Below are 22,228 nucleotides of genomic sequence, written 5' to 3'. Positions count from 1 at the left end.
ATCACGGAGGTATGCGATACGCGCAGGGCGGCGCCCAGGCGTTGCACTCCAAAGGCCCGCCGTCGCTGCCACGGCTGAGTCAGGCGCAGTTCGCCCGGCTGGAGCGCGACCTGGAACAAGGCCCGCTGGCCTGCGGGTTCGCCGACCAGCGCTGGACACTGATGCGGATCAAAACGCTGATCGGCCGACGTTTCCACATCGGCTACACCGTCCAAGGCGTGTGGCGGCTGCTGCGTCGCAACGGCTGGTCGTGTCAGCGACCGGCGCGACGGGCGATCGAGCGCGACGACGCGGCCATCGAGGTGTGGAAGAAAGAGGTATGGCCGACCGTGGAAAAACCGCGGCGGCCCGCGGCGCCTGGATCTGCTTCGAAGACGAATCAGGCCAGGGGATGAGACCGCCACGGGCGCGCACCTGGGGCCGACGCGGACAGACGCCGGTGGTGCGGGTACGCGGCGGCGGCACCGGTCGGGTGAGCATCGCCGCCTTGGTCTGCTACAAACCCGGGCACCGATCTCGGCTGATCTACCGGCTGCATCTGTGGCGGGGGCGCAAGGGTGAATCCAAGAGCTTCACCTGGATGGACTACCGCGACCTGATCGTTACCGCGCACCTGGAGCTCGGCGCGCCGATCGTGCTCATCTGGGACAACCTCTCCCTGCATCTGGTGCCGGGCATGCGGGCGTTCGCTGCGGAGAACGCCTCATGGCTGACGGTTTTCCAGCTCCCGGCCTACGCCCCGAATCTCAATCCGGCCGAGGGCATCTGGTCACTGCTCAAGCGGGGCGTGTTGGCCAACCTCGCTGTCGCCGACTTTCGTCAGCTCGTTCGCGTCGTCAAACGCGGCCTGAAGAAGATCCAGTACCGTCCGCACCTGGTCAACGGGGGCCTGGCCGAGACCGGCCTGACCCTAATGCACTCTGTGACCATGCCACCCGACATCACGAATTAAAGATCAGTAATGGTCATAATCGGACAATAGGCAGTCAGCTATAGACCATATGTTCCGGAATCAGCAAGATCTCAGTATGAGATTACCGTTCATGGTCTTAGCCTCGATCTTTCGTGATCTTCGTGTGGTCGGCTGAAGCATTTGGCTGAGGCGTGATTTCGCTTCCTGGTCAGCGTGGTGGCCCGGCTGTCGCGCCGGGTGGGCGGGGTTCCACGAGCCCGTGGGTGTCCTTTCTTGGTCGGTGGAGCGGCTTGATGCTGGTCAGGGCGGTGCCGGCAGGGCTTGCAGGCGGGTGACGGCGGCGATGATCTGCGGTGCCCAGGGCCATCGGGCGGCGATGCGGAGCCGGAGCCGCCGGCCGCCGTGGACCAGGCGTCCGGCGACGGCGAACAGGCGCAGCCGCAAGCGTTTGGGCTCCCAGCGGCGGGCCGGGCCCTGCAGGGCGAGCATCTGCATCCAGGCCATGAGGTCGCCGGCCAACGCGACGATCTCGCACCACATCTGGTTCTGGGTGAAATCGTGCAGCGGCAGGTTGCGCAGGCCGGTGTCCTTGGCGCAGCGGATGCGGTCCTCGGCGCGGGCGCGGCGACGATGGCGCAGCTCCAGATCGGCGAGCTGGCCTTGCTTGGTGTTGGTGACGAAACAGGTGAAGCGGTGCCCGCCGGGGTCGGTGAAGCGCAGCCGCGCACCGGGGTGCGGGCGCTCCCTGCGGACGATGACGCGCATGCCCTTGGGCCAGGAGGTCAGGTTCGCCAGGCCGGTGATCTCGGCGACCCAGGCGCCTGCTCTGACCTGCCCCTCGGCGTCGTAGGCGGGTGTCCACGCGCTGGCGGGCAAGCGACCGATCGCGGCGCCGATGTCGTCGGTGATGGTGAAGCCGATGGAGTATTTCAACCACCGGCCTGGACGGGTCAGCCAGGTGAGGAACTCATGAGTGCCGCCGCCTGAGTCGGTGCGGATCAGAATCTGACGGCGTCGGGCCCGGGGCAGTTGGGCCAGGGCCAAGACGGTGGCGTTGATGTGGTCGGTGGCGGTGTTGGAGCCGGCGTTGCCCGCTCGCAGCACCAGGGCCAGTGGCTCACCGGCTCCGTCGGTGCCGTGGTCGGCGAAGGCGGTCATGGGGTGGAAGCCGAAGGTTTTCTTCCAGGTCGGGGTGGCGTTTTCCTTCTCAGAGTGGGCGATGACGATGGTGGCGTCCAGATCGATGGGGATTAGCTGGCCGTCGGCTCCGGGCGCGGCTGACGCGGCGAGGGTCCAGGCGTGTTCACGGGCGATGGCGCGTGCGCGTCGAATCGCTTTCAGGGCTTTGGCGGTGTCGGTGGCGAGCCGGTCGATCAGCCGGGAGACGGTCGGGTCAGAGGCGATGGGGCCGAACAGTTCCGGCTGAGAGCGCAGTATCGCGATGTCGGCCAGGCAGTCGCCTCCCAGGGCGAGGCTGACGGCGAGATCAGCGATGATCTTTCCGGGATCGTGGATCGCGCGGGCCGGTCGCCATCGTTGCAATTGCTCCGACAGGGCCTGGTCCAGGCCGGTGACGCGCAGCGTTTCCAGCAACAGCAGCGCGCCTGATTGGGAGATGAGCCCGGAGCCGTCGGCGGACATGACGATCTTGGGTCGCGAAGCGATAGTCTTCACGTGAAAAGTGCCTCTTGAGCTGGTGTGGACGGGACCTTAGACAAGTCCGATCATCCCAGTTCAAAGGCACTTTTCTCATGTAAACGATCAAGGCTGGCGATATTCACCGTGAAAGCCCGAGGTTAGCCTCGATCTTTCGTGATCTTCGTGTGGTCGGCTGAAGCATTTGGCTGAGGCGTGATTTCGCTTCCTGGTCAGCGTGGTGGCCCGGCTGTCGCGCCGGGTGGGCGGGGTTCCACGAGCCCGTGGGTGTCCTTTCTTGGTCGGTGGAGCGGCTTGATGCTGGTCAGGGCGGTGCCGGCAGGGCTTGCAGGCGGGTGACGGCGGCGATGATCTGCGGTGCCCAGGGCCATCGGGCGGCGATGCGGAGCCGGAGCCGCCGGCCGCCGTGGACCAGGCGTCCGGCGACGGCGAACAGGCGCAGCCGCAAGCGTTTGGGCTCCCAGCGGCGGGCCGGGCCCTGCAGGGCGAGCATCTGCATCCAGGCCATGAGGTCGCCGGCCAACGCGACGATCTCGCACCACATCTGGTTCTGGGTGAAATCGTGCAGCGGCAGGTTGCGCAGGCCGGTGTCCTTGGCGCAGCGGATGCGGTCCTCGGCGCGGGCGCGGCGACGATGGCGCAGCTCCAGATCGGCGAGCTGGCCTTGCTTGGTGTTGGTGACGAAACAGGTGAAGCGGTGCCCGCCGGGGTCGGTGAAGCGCAGCCGCGCACCGGGGTGCGGGCGCTCCCTGCGGACGATGACGCGCATGCCCTTGGGCCAGGAGGTCAGGTTCGCCAGGCCGGTGATCTCGGCGACCCAGGCGCCTGCTCTGACCTGCCCCTCGGCGTCGTAGGCGGGTGTCCACGCGCTGGCGGGCAAGCGACCGATCGCGGCGCCGATGTCGTCGGTGATGGTGAAGCCGATGGAGTATTTCAACCACCGGCCTGGACGGGTCAGCCAGGTGAGGAACTCATGAGTGCCGCCGCCTGAGTCGGTGCGGATCAGAATCTGACGGCGTCGGGCCCGGGGCAGTTGGGCCAGGGCCAAGACGGTGGCGTTGATGTGGTCGGTGGCGGTGTTGGAGCCGGCGTTGCCCGCTCGCAGCACCAGGGCCAGTGGCTCACCGGCTCCGTCGGTGCCGTGGTCGGCGAAGGCGGTCATGGGGTGGAAGCCGAAGGTTTTCTTCCAGGTCGGGGTGGCGTTTTCCTTCTCAGAGTGGGCGATGACGATGGTGGCGTCCAGATCGATGGGGATTAGCTGGCCGTCGGCTCCGGGCGCGGCTGACGCGGCGAGGGTCCAGGCGTGTTCACGGGCGATGGCGCGTGCGCGTCGAATCGCTTTCAGGGCTTTGGCGGTGTCGGTGGCGAGCCGGTCGATCAGCCGGGAGACGGTCGGGTCAGAGGCGATGGGGCCGAACAGTTCCGGCTGAGAGCGCAGTATCGCGATGTCGGCCAGGCAGTCGCCTCCCAGGGCGAGGCTGACGGCGAGATCAGCGATGATCTTTCCGGGATCGTGGATCGCGCGGGCCGGTCGCCATCGTTGCAATTGCTCCGACAGGGCCTGGTCCAGGCCGGTGACGCGCAGCGTTTCCAGCAACAGCAGCGCGCCTGATTGGGAGATGAGCCCGGAGCCGTCGGCGGACATGACGATCTTGGGTCGCGAAGCGATAGTCTTCACGTGAAAAGTGCCTCTTGAGCTGGTGTGGACGGGACCTTAGACAAGTCCGATCATCCCAGTTCAAAGGCACTTTTCTCATGTAAACGATCAAGGCTGGCGATATTCACCGTGAAAGCCCGAGGTTAGTCATCGGGGCGCTGAGTGTGCTCACCGCCCCGGTCGCCGTCGCCGCTGCCGGCTCATCGGCGTCACTGGACGTGGTGGCGCTGGGCGACTCCTACGGATCCGGCACCGGTGCCGGAAACTACCGGCTCGGCCAGAGCGGCAGGACGGTGAATTTCACCAACGTCACCTGCAGCGGCGCGGCCATCAGCACCCTGGGACAGACGTTCAAGGACCAGCCCCCGCAGCTGGACGCGCTCCGGCGTGACACCGACGTGGTGATGCTGAGCATCGGCACCACCGACGTCGACTTCGCCGGATACGGCGGAGTGTGCATCCAGACGGACTGCACGGGCGCGCCCACCAAGGCGATCCTCAGCCGCCTGCCCGGCATGGGCAAGGCCCTGAACACCCTCCTGACCGACATCAAGACCCGCAGCCCGCAGGCCAAGATCGTGGTGACCGGGTACGGCCGGCAGGTCACCCGGGGCGAGAACGCCACCGGGGTGCCGTTGGACCCGATCTGCGACAGCCAGGTGTTCAGCGGCAAGGAGCGCGTGGAAGGCAACAACGTCGCCAGCGCGCTGGACGCGACCCTGCGCCTGGCCACGCTGGCCGCCAGGGCGCAGCGGGTCGACGTCCGGTTCGTCAGCCCCTACACGAACTCGGTCAACCTCCAGCCCGAGTTCGCGGGTCATTCGCTCTGCGAGTCCGAGCCTCAGTTCTACCGGGGGTTCGACGCACTCGCGCCCGGGCAGGAAGGCCCGGACGCCGTATTGCACCTCAACCAGCAGGGACAGGCCGCCATGGCCGACCTCATTCAGCGCAAGGTGCCCGTCCTCGCCGGTTCGGCCCAGCCCTAGTCCGGGGCCTGGTCGTCCAGAAGCCCCGCGTCGTGGGCCAGCAGTGCGATCTGGACGCGGTTGTTGAGGTCGAGCTTGGTGAGAATGCCGGAGACGTGGGTCTTGACCGTGGGGACGCTGAGGTGGAGCACGGCCCCGATCTGGGCGTTGGACCGGCCCTGGCCGACCGCGACGGCCACCTCGCGCTGACGGTCGTTCAGCAGTGCCAGGCGATCCCTGGCATGGGCGCGCCGCCGGTCGTGGCCCGAGCCGGCGACGCGGGCGATGAGGCGCCGGGTCACCGCCGGGGACAGGACCGGGTGACCCTGGGCCACCCGGCGTACCGCGGTCACGATCTCGTCGGGCGGAGTGTCCTTGAGGAGGAACCCGCCGGCGCCGGCGCGCAGGGCGCGCAGGACGTGCTCGTCGGCGTCGAAGGTGGTCAGGATGATCACCTCCGGCGCGTGACGGCGGGCGCGCAGGGCCTCGGTGGCGGCCAGCCCGTTCATCGCGGGCATCCGGATGTCCATCAGGACCACGTCGGGGGCATGCCGATCGACCAGGGGCAGCACCTCTGTGCCGTCGCCCGCCTCGGCGACCACGCGGATGTCGGAGGCGCCGCCCAGCATCATCGTCAGCCCGGCGCGCACCAGCGGGTCGTCGTCGACGATGAGCACGCCCACCGTCCAGGGGTCCGTTGTGGTCATGGCGGCCAGGGTAGCCATGACCACAACCGCCAGCCACCCGCGGCGGTGGGTCCGTGCTCAAGGCGCCCGTCGGCCAGGGCGACGCGTTCGGCCAAGCCGACCAGGCCCTGACCGGACCGCGCGTCGGATGTGGGTGAAACGGCGGGAGCCGCGTTGCACACCTCGATGGTCAGTCCCCGCTCCGGCGCCCCCGCCACCTGGACGCGGACCTCCGCTCCCGGAGCGTGCTTGCGGGCGTTGGTCAGGCCTTCCTGCACGATCCGGTAGGCGGTGCGGCCCACCTGGTCGGTGACGGTCCCGGCAACCTCCTCCCGCAGGTCCACCCGCATCCCGGCCCGGCTCGACTCGGCGACGAGTTGATGGACGTCGGCGAAGGTGGGTTGGGGCAGTTCGCCGACCGGGGCCCGCAGGACGCCGATGACCTCGCGCAGATCCTGCAACGCCTGGTGGGCGCTCTCTCGGATCACCTTCGCCGAACGGGCGATGTCCTCGGCGGAGGCGCCGGGATGGTATTCCAACGCGCCGGCGTGCACGCTCAGCAACGACAGCCGGTGGCCGAGCACGTCGTGCATCTCCCGGGCGATCGCCTCACGGGCATGGTGCTGGGCCTGCTCGGCGCGCAGGTGCGCCTCGGTCTCGGCGCGGGCCGCGCGATCATACAGCGACAGCACGAGCCGGCGCCGGTGGTGGATGAACAGGCCCCAGCCGACCACGGCGCTCTGGATCGCGACGCCCAGCAGAAACAGCAGGAGGGGGGACTCATCGGGGTCGGGACGCAGCATGGCATAGGCGACCCCGGCGAGCAGGCTCAGCACGAAGACGACCACCGTGGTTCTCGGCGGCCGGCGCACCGCGACCGTGAACAGCGCCACCAGCATCGCGCCGGCGACCATCTCGGAGAACGCCGACAGGACGATCAGCACCAGCGCGAGCTCGACCGGCCGGCGTCGGCGCAGCCACAGCGCGACGCAGCCCAGCACACCGATGATCTGGTCGAGGTTGAACAGCCACTGCGGCCCGGCCAGGGAGGACGCGCCGAGGCGCTCTGCAGCCGTCAGGACCCCGAAGACCGCCGCGAACAGGAAAAAGCCGGTGTCCACGAGCCAGTCGCGGAGGCCACGCCGGTTCGCGGACGTGATCGCAGATCTGTTCACCCTCCCAAACCCTACGGCGTGATAGGAGAGCCCCGTCCCTGCGAGCAGCGGACGATACCAAAGTCGCGACGAGCGGCACTTTCGTCGGCCGTGGCGCCCGGGAACAGAGACCTAGGTCGGAGGGGGAGATCCCGATGACCGATCCTCGTCACAGCGGCGGTGTCTAGCGTTGGATCATGCGCAAGCCCATCCAGTTACTGGGGATCGTCATGGTTCTCCAGGGCATCAGCGGAGCCGTCGACCACCTGGCCGCCCAGCCCCTCTTCGGTATGTTCCTCAACTTCTTCAACCGCGTCGTCCTCCCCCGATTCGATGCCCTGACCGGCTACGAGCTCTTCGCGAACCTGATCCTGGCGGCCCTGGGGGTCGTCGTGGTCATCGCCGCGGAGCAAACCCAGCCGTCATGACAGTCAGGAGCACCCCACCGGAACCGCGACCGGAGAAGACCGTCCCGTCTCACCGGCACGGACTCGCGTCCGCCCCGGCCGGCCACCTCAACGACCTCCAGCTCCCTCACCCGGACGCCTCCCGCCGGCCATGGACGCCACGCCGCATCGCACCCGCGGTCGGGTTGTTCCTCCTTGCCCCATTGGTCGCGGAGTATCTGCTCGGCAACATTCCCCCATCCGAGCTCCTGGGCGTGCTCTTTCTCGCGCCCATGTACGGCGGCGGAGCACTCCTCATCCGCGAAGCGGCACGCCGCACCGGGCGCGGCTGGCCCACCGTTCTCTTGCTCGCGGCGGCGTACGGCGTGCTCGAGGCGGGTCTGCTCGACCAGTCGCTGTTCAACCCGTCCTTCGAGGGCTACGACTTCCAGAGCGTCGCGCACCTCCCGGCGCTCGGCGTCAGCGCCCACTACGCGCTGGTGTTCGTCGCCGGGCACGTGATCTGGAGCATCGGTGTCCCGATTGCCGTCGTCGAAGCCCTGGTGCCCCGCCGGAGCACCACACCCTGGCTGGGCGGGTTCGGCCTGGCCGTTACCGGCATCGTGTTCGTCCTCGGCTCCGCCATGCTCTTCTACGGCCTGTACGAACAAGAACGATTCCTCGCATCGACGCCGCAGAGGATCGGCACCGCCGCCGTGATCACGGTTTTGATCGGTATCGCGTTCGCCCTCGGACGCCGCCCCCGTCCGGCGACAGACCGGCGGGCACCGAACCCTCGACTGGTCGGCGCAGTGGGGTTCGTCGCATCGGGACTGTTCTTCGTCCGCCCGGAAAGCTGGTGGGGCGTCGCCATGGGCATCGGGCTGATCGCCGCGATGACGGTCGTGGTCACCCGATGGTCACGGCACCGCGGCTGGGGCGCCACGCATCGTCTCGCTCTGGCAGGCGGCGCGCTGCTGACCTACGCCTGGGGCGGCTTCGTCCTGTTGTTCCTCGAAGGCTCCGCGAGCCCCGCCAATCTGATCAGCCAGACGGTCCTCGTCCTCGGCGCGATCGTCCTTCTCCTTACCGCCGGCCGCATCGTGCGCAGGACGACCGGACGAGCCCATGTCCCCCATTGACGAGTCGGCCCCCTTCCACGCCAAGGCCCGCACCACGTACGCGGAATGAACTCCCCCAGCCGATCTCAGACGGAGACGAGAGCGGGCGACGGAAAGGCCGAGGTACGGAAGCACATCTTCCCGGGCCTTTATCGGGATATTTACAAGACCCTTTACAAGGGTCTCCAGTGGGGTAAAACTCATTGATCACCAGGAAAACCGCACACCTGCGAGGTGGCCGCCGTGTACCAGCAGATTCTCGATCCCGTCGCCCATTCCCTCGCCTGGAGTGCCCTGGTCGCCGCGCTTCCTCTGCTGGTGCTGTTCGTACTGCTCGGCGTGTTGCGGGTGACCGCCTGGATCGCCTCACTCGTATCCCTCGCCCTCTCCATCGTGATCGCCGTCGCGGTGTACGGAATGCCGATCGGGCAGACGCTGCTGGCCGGGTCCGAAGGGGCGGCGTTCGGCTTCTTCCCGATCCTGTGGATCGTGATCAACGCGATCTGGGTCTTCCAGATGACCGTCGCGACCGGGCACTTCGACGTGCTGCGGCGCTCGTTCGCCCGGGTGAGCGACGACCAGCGCATCCAGGCGATCATCATCGCGTTCTCGTTCGGAGCCCTCATCGAGGCGCTCGCGGGATTCGGCACGCCGGTGGCGGTCACCTCGGTCATGCTGATCGCCCTCGGCTTCAACCCGCTGAAGGCCGCCGTGCTGGCGCTCACCGCCAACACCGCGCCCGTCGCCTTCGGGGCCATGGCCACCCCGATCATCACGCTCGGCAAGGTGACCGGCCTGTCGAGCGACACCCTCGGCGCGATGGTGGGCAGGCAGACGCCGATCCTCGCGGTGTTCGTCCCGCTGGTGCTCGTTCTCATCGTGGACGGGCTCCGCGGCGTCCGGGAGACGTGGCCGGTGGCGCTGGTCTGCGGAATCGTCTTCGCGCTCGGGCAGTACGCGACCTCGAACTTCGTCTCGGTGCCGCTGGCCGACGTCGTCGCGGCCCTGCTGTCCGCCGCCGCCGTCGTCGCGATGGTCCGCGTCTGGCGTCCGCGCGAGCCGTACACCGGGCCCGCCGTGATCGCGGGCGGCGCGGCGGACGAGCCGACCCCCGAGTTCGCCGAACGCGTCGCCCACCCCGACTCGCGCGCGGACGTCATCCGGGCGTACGCGCCCTACGGGATCATCATCGCGGTGTTCGTCGTCTGCCAGATCCCCGCGGTCAAAAGCCTCCTCGACCGGGCGACGTACACGGTGAAGTGGCCGGGACTCCATCTGTTCAACGCCCAGGGCGAGGAGCTGACGCTCTCCACCTTCAGCCTCAACCTGCTCACCACACCCGGCAGCCAGATGCTCGTCGCGGGTCTCATCACCATGATCGCGCTCAGGCTCTCCGTCCCACGGGCTCTGCGGGCCTACGGGACGGCGCTCCACCAGCTCCGCTGGGCGATCGTCACCGTGATGACGGTGCTGGCTCTGGCCTTCGTGATGAACGCCTCCGGGCAGACGATCACGCTCGGAACGCTGATGGCCGGAGCGGGCGGCGCGTTCGCGCTGCTGTCGCCGATCCTCGGCTGGCTGGGGGTGGCGGTCACCGGCTCCGACACCTCGTCCAACTCGCTCTTCGGCGCCCTGCAGGTCACCGCGGCGAACCAGGCCGGGCTCTCCGAGCTTCTCATGGCCGCCGGCAACAGTTCGGGCGGCGTGCTGGGCAAGATGATCTCGCCGCAGAACCTCGTCATCGCGGCGGCGGCGGTCGGCCTGAACGGCAAGGAGGGCGACATCTTCCGCCGGGTCGTCGGCTGGAGCCTGGTCTTCCTCGCCTTCCTGTGCGTCCTGTCCGCGCTCCAGACCTCGGTCCTGTCCTGGATGGTCCCCTGACCACCGCGCGAAGGCCGATGATCAACCCTTGCGCGTCCGGTAGGCGCGTTGCCGGCAGGCGCTGGAGCAGTAGTCCCGCGGCCTGCCCATGGCGCCAGCGTCGACGGCCTTACCGCATACCGCACAGGGAGTTTCATCACGACTTTCGTCACGGACGAGTACTTCCACTCCGTCAAGCACGCGCCGCAGGCCGAACTCGAACGGATCGACCGGTGCGTCGTAACCCCCTTCCCGGTAGATACGGCTCAGCGTCGGATACCGGTCCAGGTGCTGGAAGAGTGAGTCTCGGCCACCCCACCACTCCTCCTCGCTGACGCCGGTGCGCCGTTCGGTCCGCGCGGTCTCCACCATCTGCCGGGCGGCACTCTCGACGAACCCGCCGACGAGGGTCACCACCGCCACCACCTCCGCGGGCGGCAGCCCGGCCCTCGCCACCGCGTCCAGCGCCCCCTCGAAGCGGGCCACCGCGTTCGGCCCGGGTACCCGCCGGGCCGCTGAGAACTCGGCCAGCCAGGGGTGCCGCCGGTAGAGAGCCAATCCGTCCCGCGCCCACGCCTCCAGCTCCACCCGCCAACTCGAACGGTGATCGGTGCCGGCGTCCGCCCCCTCGCCCAGCACCTCGTCGCGCATGAGGTCGACCAGCTCCGCCTTGCCCGGCACGTGGCGGTAGAGCGACATGGTGGTGAAGCCGAGCCGTTCGGCAACCCGTCGCATGGACACCGCAGACAGGCCCTCCGCGTCGGCCAGTTCGATCGCGGTCCGCACGATCCGCTCCAGGCTGAGGCCGTGCCTGGATCTCGTCCCCCACAGCAGTTCGGTAGCGCGTTCCGGCTCCACCATCTTGACTCCCCTCTACGTATATGCTGTATACCATGTGTGTACCACATACACATGAGAGGACTCCTCCATGCTCTTTGTCGACCCGTCAGGCGACGACTCCGGTCCAGGCACGATCGAGCGGCCGTTCGCCTCACTGGACCGGGCCCGCATGGCGGCGGCGCCGGGCAGCGTGATCAACCTCAGGTCCGGCACCCATCGCCTCACCGAGCCGTTCCGGCTCTCGGCCCCCGACTCCGGCGTCGTCTACCAGGCCTACGGCTATGGCACCGCCGCACAGGAGAAGGTCCTCGTCAGCGGCGGCCAGAGGATCACCGGCTGGAGCAGGGGCGACGACGGCGTCTGCCGAGCCGAGGTCCCCGGCTTGGCCACCCGCCAGCTCTACGTCTCCGGCCGCCGCGCCGTACGGGCCGCCATCTCCCTCGATCACAGCCTGACCCGGACCGAGACCGGCTACGTCACCGATGATCTCGCGCCACAGGACTGGCAGGGCGAGGTGGAATTCGTCTACCGGGGCGCCTACCCCTGGTCCGAGGCCCGCTGCCAGGTGGCACGGATCTCCGGTGACGGGCGCTCCACGACCGTCACCATGGCGCAGCCCGCTTTCGGCTGGGCCGTGCGGCTCTACCGGTCGGTCATCACCTGGGACGGCCCGGGCGCCGGGGAGTTCAACGGCGCCGACGCCCCGACCACGGCCGAGAACAGCCCCGAGTTCCTGACCGAGGGCACCTTCGCGCTGGACGGCGGCGTCCTGCACTACCTGCCTCGCCCCGGCGAGGATCTCGACGACGTGGTGGCGCCGGTGCTGGAGACGCTGCTGCACGCCAGGGACGTGCACGACGTCGCCTTCCGCGGCATCACCTTCGCGGAGGCGACCTGGCTGCGGCCCGGCGAACCGGAAGGATTCCTGCACTACCACGGCAACGGCTACTACGACGGCGGCTCGCTCCAGACGGTCACCTTCGCCGAAGGCCAGGGGCAGGTCACGGTCCCCGGAGGCTCCGCCACCGTGCCCGGCAATCTGGTCTTCGAGAACACCTCGCGGATCACGCTGGAGGGCTGCCGGTTCACCCGGCTGGGTGCGGTCGCGCTGGAGTTCCGCGGCGACGGCACCGGCAACGTGCTCCGGGACAGTGTGATCGACGAGGTGTCCGGTGGCGGTGTGGTGATCGGCTCGGGAGCGCGCCATCACCGGGTCGAGAACAACCACGTCCACCACGTCGGCCGCGACTACCACGGCTCACCGGCCATCCTGCTGTCCGGCACCCGGGACACCGTCGTGGCGCACAACCAGGTCAACGACGTGCCACATGTGGGAATCGTGGTGTACGAGGGACACGGTGCCCAGGTGCTGAACAACCTGGTGCACGACACGATGCAGGTGCTGGCCGACGGCGGCGGTATCTATGTGTCCGGCAACCAGGGCTCCTCGCACGCCAGTGGCGCGCTGATCCGCGGCAACGTCGTCCGCGACACGATCACCCCCTACAATTTCGGCCTCTACACCGACTACGGCGCCGCCTGGGTCACCGTCCAGGGCAACGTCGTCCACCGGGCCGACGCGCCGGTGGTGCTGAACGTGTCGCCGCCGCTGGAGCACGTGGCGTTCATCGGCAACTTCTGGGACGCCGATCCCGGCGATCCTCCCGAAGGCGTGACGCTCGCCGGCAATACGACGCTCCCGGAGAGGGCATTCGACGACGACCCGACGGTCGCCGGCATCGTGGCCGGCGCGGGGCTCGCCACTTCGCCGCAGACGCTGCCCGCCCTGCCGGCCCAGGCACCGGGCGGCACGGCAGGGTGAACGACCCGGCATCGGTCCGCGCGCCGCCATGGCCGATCCACGCCGTGATCGCGAACCGGGTACGACAGCGTCGCACCGAAGCCCGACGGGAGGAAATCCCGGCGAACGCCCTCGTAGTAGCTTTGCTGTCATGAAGATCGCGATCCTTGACGACTACCAGAACGTCGCGCTGAGCTTTGCCGATTGGGACTCCCTCGACGCCGAGATCGAGGTGTTCACCGAACCGTTCGCCGACGCCGACGAGGTCGTCGAGCGGCTCGCCGGCTTCGACGTGCTCGTCGCCATGCGCGAGCGCACCAGATTCCCGGCCGAACTACTGGCCCGGTTGACCGCTCTCAAGCTGCTGGTGAGCACCGGGGCACGCAACGCCGCCATCGACGTCAACGCGGCACGGAAACTCGGCATCGTGGTGTCCACGACCGGATACATCGGATATCCGACCGCCGAGCTCACCTGGGCGCTGATCCTCGCCGCCGCCAGGAACCTCCCCGCCGAGGTGGGGTCCATGCGCGACGGTGGCTGGCAGGTCGGCGTCGGAACCGGCCTGAACGGCAAGACCCTCGGTCTGCTCGGCCTCGGCAGGCTTGGCGCGCAGGTCGCCAGGATCGGCCAGGCCTTCGGCATGGAGACCGTTGCCTGGAGCCAGAACCTGACGCCCGAAAAAGCCGCCGAACACGGCGTGACGGCGGTGTCCAAGGAGGATCTGTTCGCCCTGGCCGACGTGCTCTCGATCCACCTCGTGCTCGGTGACCGCAGTCGCGGACTGGTCGGCGCCGCGGAACTCGCCGCGATGAAGCCGACGGCGATACTGGTGAACACCTCCCGCGGGCCGATCGTCGACGAGGACGCCCTGCTGGACGCCCTGCGGCGCAAGAAGATCGCATGCGCGGCGCTCGACGTCTACGACACCGAACCGCTGCCGGCCGATCATCCTCTGCGCGCGCTGGGCAACACCGTGCTCACCCCGCACGTCGGGTATGTCACCCGCGAGGTCTACGAGATCTTCTACCGTGACGCCGTCGAGGACATCGCCGCGTTCCAGTCGGGGAACCCGATCCGCGTCATGGATTGACATCCTCCCCGCCCTCGAAAACGGGACCTCCACGCTGTAGGCGCTCGGTGAGTTGCGAGCTTTCCTCATCGCTTCTCCCCCTTACGTGGACGTCTTGCGTGGACGTCGGCCCCGGCACCTCGGGACGCCGCTCCACACCCGGATCCCCACCACCTCGGCGCACCCTGGAGGATCGATGAGCAGCCGGCCGATCTACCTGGACTACCAGGCCACCACCCCGGTCGATCCCCGCGTGGTCGAGGCCATGTTGCCCTACCTGACCACCGAGTTCGGCAATCCCTCCAGCGCCCACGCCTATGGCCGCACCGCCGCCGCCGCGGTCGACACCGCCCGCGCGCAGGTGGCCGCGCTCATCGGCGCCCGCGAACCGCAGGAGATCGTCTTCACCTCCTGCGGCACCGAGAGCAACCAGCTCGCCCTCGTCGGCACCGCTCACGCCCTGCGCGCCGCCGGCCGGGGCGAGCACATCGTGACCACCGCCATCGAGCACCCGGCGACCCAGGCCGCCTGTGACCGGCTCGCCGTCTCCGGATTCCGCGTCACCCGCGTCCCCGTGGGCGCCGACGGGCGCCTGGACCCCGTCGACCTCGCACGCGCCATCGAGCCGGGCACGATCCTGGTTTCGGTGATGCACGCCAACAACGAGATCGGCACCCTGCAGCCGCTGGCCGACATCGCCGCCCTCACCCGTGAGCGCGGCATCCCGCTGCACACCGACGCCGCTCAGAGCCCGGCCACCGTCGGCGTCGACGTCGCGGCCCTCGGCGTCGATCTGCTCACCGTCGTCGGCCACAAGATGTACGCGCCCAAGGGTGTCGCCGCTCTATACGTCCGGCGCGGCGCCCCCGTCCCGCTGCCTCAGCTCGTCGGCGGCGGGCAGGAGCACGGTCTGCGCGCCGGCACCGAGAACGTGGCCGGTATCGTCGCCCTCGGCGCCGCCTCCGCCCTGGCCCTGGCCGAGCGCGACGCCGACGCCACCCGAATCCTGTCCCTGCGCCGGCGGCTCCTCGGCGGGCTTACCGCCGCGTGGACCGATCTGCGGGTCAACGGTTCGCTCACCCACCGTCTGCCGGGCAACCTCAGCCTCACCCTGCCTCACCTCACCGCCGCGCAGCTGATGGCCGCCACCCCCGAGCTGGCCTTCTCCGCCCAGGCCGCCTGCCACACCGGCCACAGCGCACCCTCGGCGGTGCTGACCGCCATCGGGCTCACCCCCGACCAGGCGGCGCGCACCATCCGCCTGGGCATCGGCCGTTTCAGTGACCTCGGCGACATCGACCGCGCCGTGGAGGTGCTGACCCGTGCGCTGGCCACCGCCTGAGACGGCATCCGAACCGGTGCCGTCCCGTAATCGCGCGCGTCGCCGCAGCCGGGATTCGTGCCCGCCGAGGGGCGCGGGCGGTGCTGTCGGATCCGGCGCACTCGGGCCGGACGGATGGCCGGGTCGCCCGGCTCCCCTCGCCGACACTCCCTGCTGTGACCGGCTTCCTCAGCCCGCCGTTCCGGTCGGGACGCTCCACGCGGGAGCCGGGGCGCTCTCCTCATCCTCGACGGGCGCCGGGCCGGGATTCGCCTCCTGCTCCGGCTCGACGGAGGGCAGGATCTGCCGCCAGTCGGCACCGGGACTCTGTTCCAGCACGGTCAGCAGATCGCAGAACGCCTTGATCGTCGTGCGGGGAGTGCGGAAGTAGGTCTCGCCGATGCGGCCCGAGCAGTGGTGCATGAAGGCGGGCAGCGCCTCGTCGTCCAGCAGGTAGCGGGACGGATCACCGAAGGCGTGGACGTGACGCAGCTTGGCCAGCAGCACGTAGAGGTCTTCCTGGGTGAACGCGGCCAGGTGCAGCACCGGTCCGGAACGGCCCGCCCGCCCGTCCTCGGTGAGGGCGTCGCCGGCCGGCCGCGACCGCAGGACCGCGTGATCGTGGAGGAACTCGGGGGTGCCGGCGAAGACGAATCCCAGGTGCGGGACACCGCCCTGGAGCGTGTCGTCGAGGATGCGCAGGATCTGCCCGGAGCCGGAGTCACGCGCCCGCGCGGAGGCCGGTTCGCAGAGGTCGTCCATCTCGTCCAGGCACACCAGGAGCCCGTCGTAGCCGGCCAGCCGGACGAAACCGCTCATCAGCTTCAGGTGGTCGTGGACGGTGGAGTCGTCGATGATCGTGCGCACCCCGAGCTCGGAGCGGGCCCCGGTCGTGGTGGAGAACTCCGCGCGCATCCAGCGGACGGCCGCGGACTTCAGCTGCTCGTCGCCGGTGTCGTGGCCCCTCCAGTAGGCGCGGACGACCTCGGCGAGGTCGCGGCCGCCGGTCGTCTCCGACAGGTGGGCCAGCCTCGCCCGGATGACCTGTCCCGGGTCGGCTCCCGTCTGCTGGGCCTCGGTCAGCGCGGTGGAGACGAATCGCTCGATCACGTTGGTGAGCGCTCCCCCGTCCGGCTTGGCGCGGGTGGCGAGGTTGCGCATCAGCTCGGAGTACAGGCCGCGGACCTGTCCTCCGCCGGAGTGCGGGCGGCGGTCGGGGTTGAGATCGGCGTGCACGGTGACCAGCCTCCTCTCCAGCGCGACGGAGCGCGCCAGATGCAGGAGGAAGGTCTTGCCCACGCCGAAGTCACCGATGACGAAGCGCGCCGCCGAACCTCCGCCGGCGATCCGGCCGACGTCGGCGACCAGCGCCTCCACCTCGGCTGCCCGGCCCACCAGCACGTGTCGCTGGCCGCCGTGCGGGACGACGCCCGCGCCCAGTGACCGCAGCAGGGCCTCGCGCTCACCGGGGCGGATCGCGGTGGTGCTCACGCGGGCACTTCTCCCAGCAGGTGTCGGTTGACCCGGATCGGGTCGTCTCCTTCGAGCAACGGCTCGCCGGCCATTTCGTAGGCGGCCTCGTTGATGCGATCCAGGGCGCCGTCGGGCAGCAGGCTCCAGCGCGCCGCCAGGTGTTCGAACTGCCCGCGGGACACCTGCTCGGCGGTGGCGAGCGCCCGCACCAGCCCGGAGTGCCGGTCGTCCAGCCCGGCCACCGGATCGGCCGCCGGAGGCGGTGCGGGCACGGGCGCCGGCTCCTCCTCCGCGAAGATCGACCCGAGCAGGACGGCGACCCGTGCCGTCTCGGCGAGTTTCGCCGCGACCATTGCCTGGTCGAGCCTCCCCGCGGGCGGCTCGGACCGCGGGGCGGGCGGCCGGGAGACGGCCTGACCCCGTCCCTGCTGCGTCTGGACGGCGATCGGCGCGGGCGCCGGAGCCGGGGCGGCGGCGAGCGGCAGGGCCGGGTGCACGAGGCCCGGGTCGAGCCCGAGCAGCCGGTAGATCTTGGTGAGGGTCCTGACCTCGTCCGGGGAGATGTGGCCGTCGGCGGCGGCCACTCCGATGAGGAACTCCGCGACGTGGACGCGCTGGTTTTCGTCGCTGCCCGCGATGCGCCGCGTCAGGCCGCTGAGCTTGACCGGTGTGGCGATGAGCCAGCGCAGGTGCGCGTGCAGGCGCCGCCGTTCCTCGGAGGTCAGGTGCAGTGCCCGTTCCAGGTGATCGCTCAGATGGCGCTGTTCGGCCGCGGAGGTCTCCCCGTCGGCGGCGCTGACCGCCGCGGCCAGGTGGAGCAGCAAGGTGGCGGCCTGGTAGGCGTCGGAGGCGGCCGCGGTGGGTCCGCCCGGAGCCGCGAACAGCACCAGGGGACCGGACGACGGCACCGGGCCGCCCAGTCGCGGGTCGGGCTCGATGCCGATGCCGGCCGTGCCCAGCAACCGGGCCAGGGCGATGGCGTCCTTCCTGGCCGGTCCGGCGTCCGGGGCGGAGATCAGGGCTGCGAACTCCTCCCCCGCGACGACGGCCGTCTCGTGGTGTCCGAGCCGGTCCCGCGCCCAGGCCACGGCCCGTCCGGCGTCGCCGGTGGTGAGGTCGGCCAGCTCGGCCGGAAGCAGCGCCTGTGCCTGCACGGTGGCGTGGCCGTCGGGGACGCGGCCGATGAAGCGGCTGTAGGCCTCCAGCTCCGAGGTGCACTCGTCGGCCAGGGTCATGAGCTCGCGGGTCGGCGCGGCCAGGGTCAGCACGTCCGGGATGCCGGCGAGCGTCAGTGTGGCGCCCCCTCGGAAACCCGCGCTGGCGGGCCGGTAGCCGAGCGCGATCTCCTGGTGGCCGGGCTGGACAACCAGCCCCTGACCGTGGCGGGCGGCGTAGCGCAGCCGGAACAGCGCGCCGAACTCACGCGCGCAGCGCGTGGCCGCGGTGCGCGGGCGGTAGCCGGGATGGGAGCCGATCCAGCTCAGTGCCCACTCGGCCGGGATCGGCCGCCTCTGCGCGGCGAAGGCTCCCAGGCCCGCTCGCAGTCGCAGCGAGGGTGAGGAGTCGCGAGTCGGCGCGGGCGGCGCTCCGGCGTCGAACCGGGCTCCGTCCGTCGCCAGAACGCCGAGCACCTGCTCGAACTGCCCGGCGTAGCGCCGGAACGCGGCCTGGTCTCCGTAGACGGTGAGCAGGCGACGCACCTCGGCGTGGATGATCGGCAGCTCGTGCGGAGCGGTGGAACGATCCGGCGTCAGGTCGTGCAGGGCCCGCCGTTCGAGCCCGTAGAGATAGAGGAACACGTAGCCGATGGGCGCCTGCGGGTAGCGCCGCCCGTCGGCCAGCCAGGCCAGGTAGGCGGCTCTGGACCGCGGCGAGATCGCGGCGTAGGACGGCCAGTGGTCCAGTCCTTGCCCGCTCCAGTCGGGCCGGCGCATGTCGACCGGCAGGCGGGGGTCGATCAGCGCCGGCTCCACCGTGGTGCCGGAGACCGACGGCAGTCCCGAGCCGACGTACAGCAGGCCGCCGACCACGTTGAGGCCGGCGAGGTTGATCCCCTCGCCCGGGGGAAGCCACGAACCGGCCGGGGCGGGTGGCCGCACCGGCGCGGCGGGAGCCGCCTGGGCGGCGGAGGCGTGTCGGCCGGACATGTGACGGGGGGTGGTGCCGTAGCCCGGCGGCACGGGTGGCCGCGTCGGCGTCCGGTGGTTCACACCACGGCGAAAGCGATCGAGAAATCCCATCCGCTCACCTCTTGTTCCGACCGCGTACGGCGATCGCGATCCGGTCATACGCGAGACTCACGTGAATGTGATCACCTGGTCACGGATTGCACCTTAACCCGTGCCATTTCATCTGACCCGATAAATCAGGAATCTCGTTACCGTCTTGAATCTCGTCACGCCGCGGACCTGAAAACCCGGCGTGGATCGACCGGCCAATGCAATGCATAAGAGCCGCAAATCGCGCATAATACTCAAAAAACGTATTTATCATTTTAAAGGTTAGCTGAGGCGAACGGCGTGACCTCGCGTCGCGGCGCCGGCCGCCCGGACCGTGATCGGACAAAGCAGGCGGAGGCGCCGGGACACCGACCGTGCCGGCCTCCGGCGCGAGATTCGGCCCGTCGGCGGCAGGTGGAGTTCTGGATCGATATCCGGCCTGGCTCATGCCTGTCGGCAACCTTTATGATCTTTTATCCGGTGTGCGCCCAGGGAAACCCAGAGGGAACAAGATGCGCAATCGACGGCTCCTCGCGTTGCTCGCCGTGACGATCGCGATCATCGCTTTCGGCGTGTACGGGGTGGCGAGCGCTCCGGGCGCCGTCGTGGCCTCGCCGACGCCGCGGCCCACCCCCTCCGACGAGGCGACCGAGGCGCCGCCGTCCACCCCGGCGTCCGCGGCCACGGTCACCCTCACGCCCGCACCGAGTCCGCCGAACGGCCCCGGGTCGACCGCGGCGAGGTATCTCGCCGCGTGGACCGCCGGCGACCTCTCCTCCATGGCCGGCCTGGTCGCCGATCCCCCGGCCGACTTCGCCGAGCGGCACCGGCGCTTCGACGCCGACCTGCGGGTCTCGTCGCTGTCCCTCACCGTGGGCGAGCTGCACCACCAGGGCGAGGAGGCGGCCGAGATGTCCTTCCAGGGAGTACGGGAGGTCACGGGGCTGGGCCGGTGGCCGTTCTCCTCGGTGCTGCACCTGATACGGCGAGCCGGTACCTGGAAGGTGCTCTGGACCCCCGAGACCCTTCACCGCTCGCTCAAGGACGGCGGGAGCGTGCGGTTCAGGGAGAACCAGATCCGCCGGCCGGCCACGCTGACCCGCGAGGGCACGCCGTTCCCCCGCGGCAGCAGGGCGGGCGACTACATCACCGGGCTGGACGGCACGGCGGTCGTCATGTCGCTGGAGGAGGAGCCCTCGGGCCGGGTGCTGCTGGCCTCCCCGATACCGCCGTCCACGAAGACACGGAGCACGATCTCCCGGCCCGTGCAGGCCGCCGCCGCCCGGGCCCTGGACGGCCTGGAACGGCCCGCCGCGATCGTGGCCGTGGACGTCCAGAGCGGCCAGGTGCTCGCGGTGGCGGACGCGCTGGGCGGCAGAAGGGCGTTCAACGGTCTCTACCCGCCCGGCTCGACGTTCAAGGTGGTGACCGCGGCCGCGCTGCTCCGCTCCGGCCTGAGCCCGGAGTCGCCGGTCGCGTGCCCGGCGGCCTACACCATTCCGGGAGCCAGGACCTTCACCGACTCCGACGGCGTCGACCACGGCACCGTGACCCTGACCACGGCCTTCGCCCTGTCCTGCAACACCACCTTCGCCCAGCAGACCTACGAGCGGCTCCGCGACGACCGGCTCCGCGCCGAGGCCGCCGACCGGTTCGGCTTCCGCGTGAAGCCCGGCCTGAGCTCCTGCCGGATACAGCCGTACGGGGATCTGAACCAGCTGGGCTCCGACTCCATCGGCCAGAACTCGGTGCAGGCCAGTCCGCTCTGCATGGCCGAGGTCGCCGCGGCGGTGGCGAGCGGCGTCTGGAAGCCCGCGATCATGACCGCGGAGCCCGACGCCGACTCACCGCCGCCGGTGCCTCTGGACGAGGGCGTGGTCGCCGGTCTGCGGACGATGATGAGCGCCGTGGTCACCCAGGGCACGGCCGCCCAGGCGGGCCTGCCTCCGGGGACCGCCGGCAAGACCGGTACCGCCGAGGTCGCGGGCGAGGAGGACCACGCCTGGTTCATCGGCTACCGCGATTCGCTGGCCTTCGCGGTGTTCGTCCAGAACGGCGGCGCCGGCGGCGAGGTGGCCGCGCCGATCGCCGCGAGGTTCCTGAACGCGCTTTGACCTCCTCCCCACCTTCGGGCGGCACCACCCGTACGGGATCAGCCGGTGCCGCGGAGCAGGAAGGTGACGAACCCGAGGACGCCCCGATAGTGGTTCAGCCACATGTCGCGGTGGTCGAGGGCGGCGGCCATGGCCGTCTCCCCGTCGGGGCCGGGGTGCTCCAGTGCCCAGCGCGCCAGGCTGCCGGTCCAGGACCATTCGTACTCGTCCCATTCGGAGAGTTCGCTGGTGTGCCCGTAGACGACCCGGAACCCGGCGCCCTCGGCGATGGCGACGGTTCCGGGGAGGTCGGCGTAGTCGTCGGGGGCCGCACCGAGCCTGGCGAGCGTCTCCGGAGCGGGGGTCCGCTCCCAGAACCCCTCCCCGACGAGGGCGAGGCCACCGGGCCGCAGATGGCGGCGGACACCGTCCAGGGTCGCGGCGAGCCCGCCGAAGGCGTGGGTGGCCCCGACGCAGAGCACCAGGTCGTACGGCTCGGCGACGGGGAAGTCGGCGGCCGGTGTCTCGTGCAGCCGGACCCGGTCGGAGAGCCCCCGCGCCTCGGCGTCCTTCGCGGCCGCCGCCAGCGCGAGCGCGCAGATGTCCACTCCGTCGGCCGTCACGTCCGGATGGAGCTCAAGTGCCCGGAGCGTCCATGCGGCCTCCCCGCAGCCGAGGTCGAGGACGCGCGACCCCGCGGGGAGTCTCGTCCTGGTGAGCAGCCGCTCCAGATGGACCTCGCTGACGGGTGCGGCGATCGGATGGTCGGAGTGAGCGATGGCGCTGATCAGTTGTCGGTCCATCAGGTCAACCTGCCCTTAACCCAATCTTTTCGCCACCCAATTATCGCCGCCAGGCCGCGCCGAAGCGGTCATTCACACAGTTGCCGGCCCGGAACCACCGTGGCGGCTCGAAACGAATCCGGCCCGTCGGCACCGTGACGTACGCGCCGGACGGTGGCGTCACCGCGACGGCGAAGGGGTCGACGCCCCGAGTGGTCTACAGTGACTC

At 70.0% G+C, this 22,228-nt stretch carries 18 protein-coding genes; 10 read left to right on the top strand and 8 right to left on the bottom strand.

Translation table 11 applies throughout. The annotated features are described in order from the left end of the window. The first annotated feature begins 11 nt into the window (after positions 1-11). Together J2853_RS08780 and J2853_RS08775 are read left to right on the top strand one after the other, a co-directional pair. On the top strand, positions 12-395 hold the full coding sequence (locus tag J2853_RS08780; RefSeq protein WP_307556478.1) for a helix-turn-helix domain-containing protein: 384 nt from the start codon (positions 12-14) through the stop codon (positions 393-395). Beyond that, positions 320-952, top strand: coding sequence for a transposase (locus J2853_RS08775; RefSeq protein WP_307556477.1), 633 nt, complete (start codon positions 320-322; stop codon positions 950-952). Before J2853_RS08780 ends, J2853_RS08775 begins: the two co-directional genes overlap by 76 nt. Positions 953-1,213: 261 nt before the next feature. On the opposite strand, the gene J2853_RS08770 is transcribed toward J2853_RS08775, so the two are convergent. After that, the gene (locus J2853_RS08770; RefSeq protein ID WP_307556262.1) at positions 1,214-2,587 is read right to left on the bottom strand and encodes an IS1380 family transposase; all 1,374 of its coding nucleotides are present in this window, start codon (positions 2,585-2,587) and stop codon (positions 1,214-1,216) included. A gap of 286 nt (positions 2,588-2,873) precedes the next feature. Then, on the bottom strand, positions 2,874-4,247 hold the full coding sequence (locus J2853_RS08765) for an IS1380 family transposase (protein WP_307556262.1): 1,374 nt from the start codon (positions 4,245-4,247) through the stop codon (positions 2,874-2,876). 143 nt (positions 4,248-4,390) lie between these two features. On the opposite strand from J2853_RS08765, the gene J2853_RS08760 reads away from it, so the two are divergent. Then, entirely contained in the window at positions 4,391-5,212 is an 822-nt protein-coding gene (locus tag J2853_RS08760) for an SGNH/GDSL hydrolase family protein (RefSeq protein ID WP_307556476.1), read from the top strand. Here J2853_RS08760 and J2853_RS08755 read toward each other — a convergent pair. Together J2853_RS08755 and J2853_RS08750 are read right to left on the bottom strand one after the other, a co-directional pair. Further along, positions 5,209-5,898, bottom strand: coding sequence for a response regulator (locus J2853_RS08755; RefSeq protein ID WP_307556475.1), 690 nt, complete (start codon positions 5,896-5,898; stop codon positions 5,209-5,211). The genes J2853_RS08760 and J2853_RS08755 overlap by 4 nt on opposite strands. Next, positions 5,895-7,052, bottom strand: coding sequence for a sensor histidine kinase (locus J2853_RS08750; protein WP_307556474.1), 1,158 nt, complete (start codon positions 7,050-7,052; stop codon positions 5,895-5,897). The genes J2853_RS08755 and J2853_RS08750 overlap by 4 nt, the downstream gene beginning before the upstream one ends. Positions 7,053-7,228: 176 nt before the next feature. Here J2853_RS08750 and J2853_RS08745 point away from each other — a divergent pair, with 176 nt between their 5' ends. The 3 genes from J2853_RS08745 to J2853_RS08735 all read left to right on the top strand — a co-directional run bounded on the left by J2853_RS08745 (position 7,229) and on the right by J2853_RS08735 (position 10,419). After that, positions 7,229-7,459, top strand: coding sequence for a hypothetical protein (locus tag J2853_RS08745; RefSeq protein ID WP_307556473.1), 231 nt, complete (start codon positions 7,229-7,231; stop codon positions 7,457-7,459). Beyond that, positions 7,456-8,559, top strand: coding sequence for an AF_0692 family protein (locus J2853_RS08740; protein ID WP_307556472.1), 1,104 nt, complete (start codon positions 7,456-7,458; stop codon positions 8,557-8,559). Before J2853_RS08745 ends, J2853_RS08740 begins: the two co-directional genes overlap by 4 nt. Before the next feature lie 222 nt (positions 8,560-8,781). Then, complete coding sequence (locus J2853_RS08735; RefSeq protein WP_307556471.1) at positions 8,782-10,419, top strand: L-lactate permease; 1,638 nt, start codon at positions 8,782-8,784, stop codon at positions 10,417-10,419. Between the two features lie 21 nt (positions 10,420-10,440). Here J2853_RS08735 and J2853_RS08730 read toward each other — a convergent pair whose 3' ends face one another. Continuing rightward, on the bottom strand, positions 10,441-11,259 hold the full coding sequence (locus J2853_RS08730) for a TetR/AcrR family transcriptional regulator (RefSeq protein WP_307556470.1): 819 nt from the start codon (positions 11,257-11,259) through the stop codon (positions 10,441-10,443). Positions 11,260-11,326: 67 nt separating this feature from the next. Between J2853_RS08730 and J2853_RS08725 the strand changes: the two genes are divergently transcribed. The 3 genes from J2853_RS08725 to J2853_RS08715 all read left to right on the top strand — a co-directional run bounded on the left by J2853_RS08725 (position 11,327) and on the right by J2853_RS08715 (position 15,453). Continuing rightward, on the top strand, positions 11,327-13,060 hold the full coding sequence (locus J2853_RS08725) for a right-handed parallel beta-helix repeat-containing protein (RefSeq protein WP_307556469.1): 1,734 nt from the start codon (positions 11,327-11,329) through the stop codon (positions 13,058-13,060). Positions 13,061-13,190: 130 nt separating this feature from the next. Beyond that, positions 13,191-14,132, top strand: a complete 942-nt coding sequence (locus tag J2853_RS08720; protein ID WP_307556468.1) for a D-2-hydroxyacid dehydrogenase family protein — start codon at positions 13,191-13,193, stop codon at positions 14,130-14,132. 175 nt (positions 14,133-14,307) lie between these two features. Then, complete coding sequence (locus tag J2853_RS08715; RefSeq protein WP_307556467.1) at positions 14,308-15,453, top strand: cysteine desulfurase family protein; 1,146 nt, start codon at positions 14,308-14,310, stop codon at positions 15,451-15,453. A gap of 168 nt (positions 15,454-15,621) precedes the next feature. Here the strand turns inward: J2853_RS08715 and J2853_RS08710 are convergent, their stop codons facing one another. Next, positions 15,622-16,923 carry an ATP-binding protein gene (locus J2853_RS08710; protein WP_307556466.1) on the bottom strand — a complete coding sequence of 434 codons (1,302 nt, stop codon included), beginning with the start codon at positions 16,921-16,923 and terminating at the stop codon, positions 15,622-15,624. After that, positions 16,920-19,052 carry a tellurite resistance TerB family protein gene (locus J2853_RS08705; RefSeq protein ID WP_307556465.1) on the bottom strand — a complete coding sequence of 711 codons (2,133 nt, stop codon included), beginning with the start codon at positions 19,050-19,052 and terminating at the stop codon, positions 16,920-16,922. The genes J2853_RS08710 and J2853_RS08705 overlap by 4 nt, the downstream gene beginning before the upstream one ends. Positions 19,053-19,636: 584 nt before the next feature. Here J2853_RS08705 and J2853_RS08700 point away from each other — a divergent pair. Then, positions 19,637-21,238, top strand: a complete 1,602-nt coding sequence (locus J2853_RS08700) for a penicillin-binding transpeptidase domain-containing protein (RefSeq protein WP_307556464.1) — start codon at positions 19,637-19,639, stop codon at positions 21,236-21,238. Between the two features lie 38 nt (positions 21,239-21,276). Here the strand turns inward: J2853_RS08700 and J2853_RS08695 are convergent, their stop codons facing one another. Further along, positions 21,277-22,020, bottom strand: coding sequence for an SAM-dependent methyltransferase (locus J2853_RS08695; protein WP_307556463.1), 744 nt, complete (start codon positions 22,018-22,020; stop codon positions 21,277-21,279). Between the last annotated feature and the right edge of the window lie 208 nt (positions 22,021-22,228).

It is taken from the genome of Streptosporangium lutulentum (assembly GCF_030811455.1).
In the GTDB taxonomy this organism is placed as follows: domain Bacteria; phylum Actinomycetota; class Actinomycetes; order Streptosporangiales; family Streptosporangiaceae; genus Streptosporangium; species Streptosporangium lutulentum.
The sequence above is the reverse complement of the archived record's forward strand: the minus strand, read 5'-3'. Positions and strand labels throughout refer to the sequence as shown.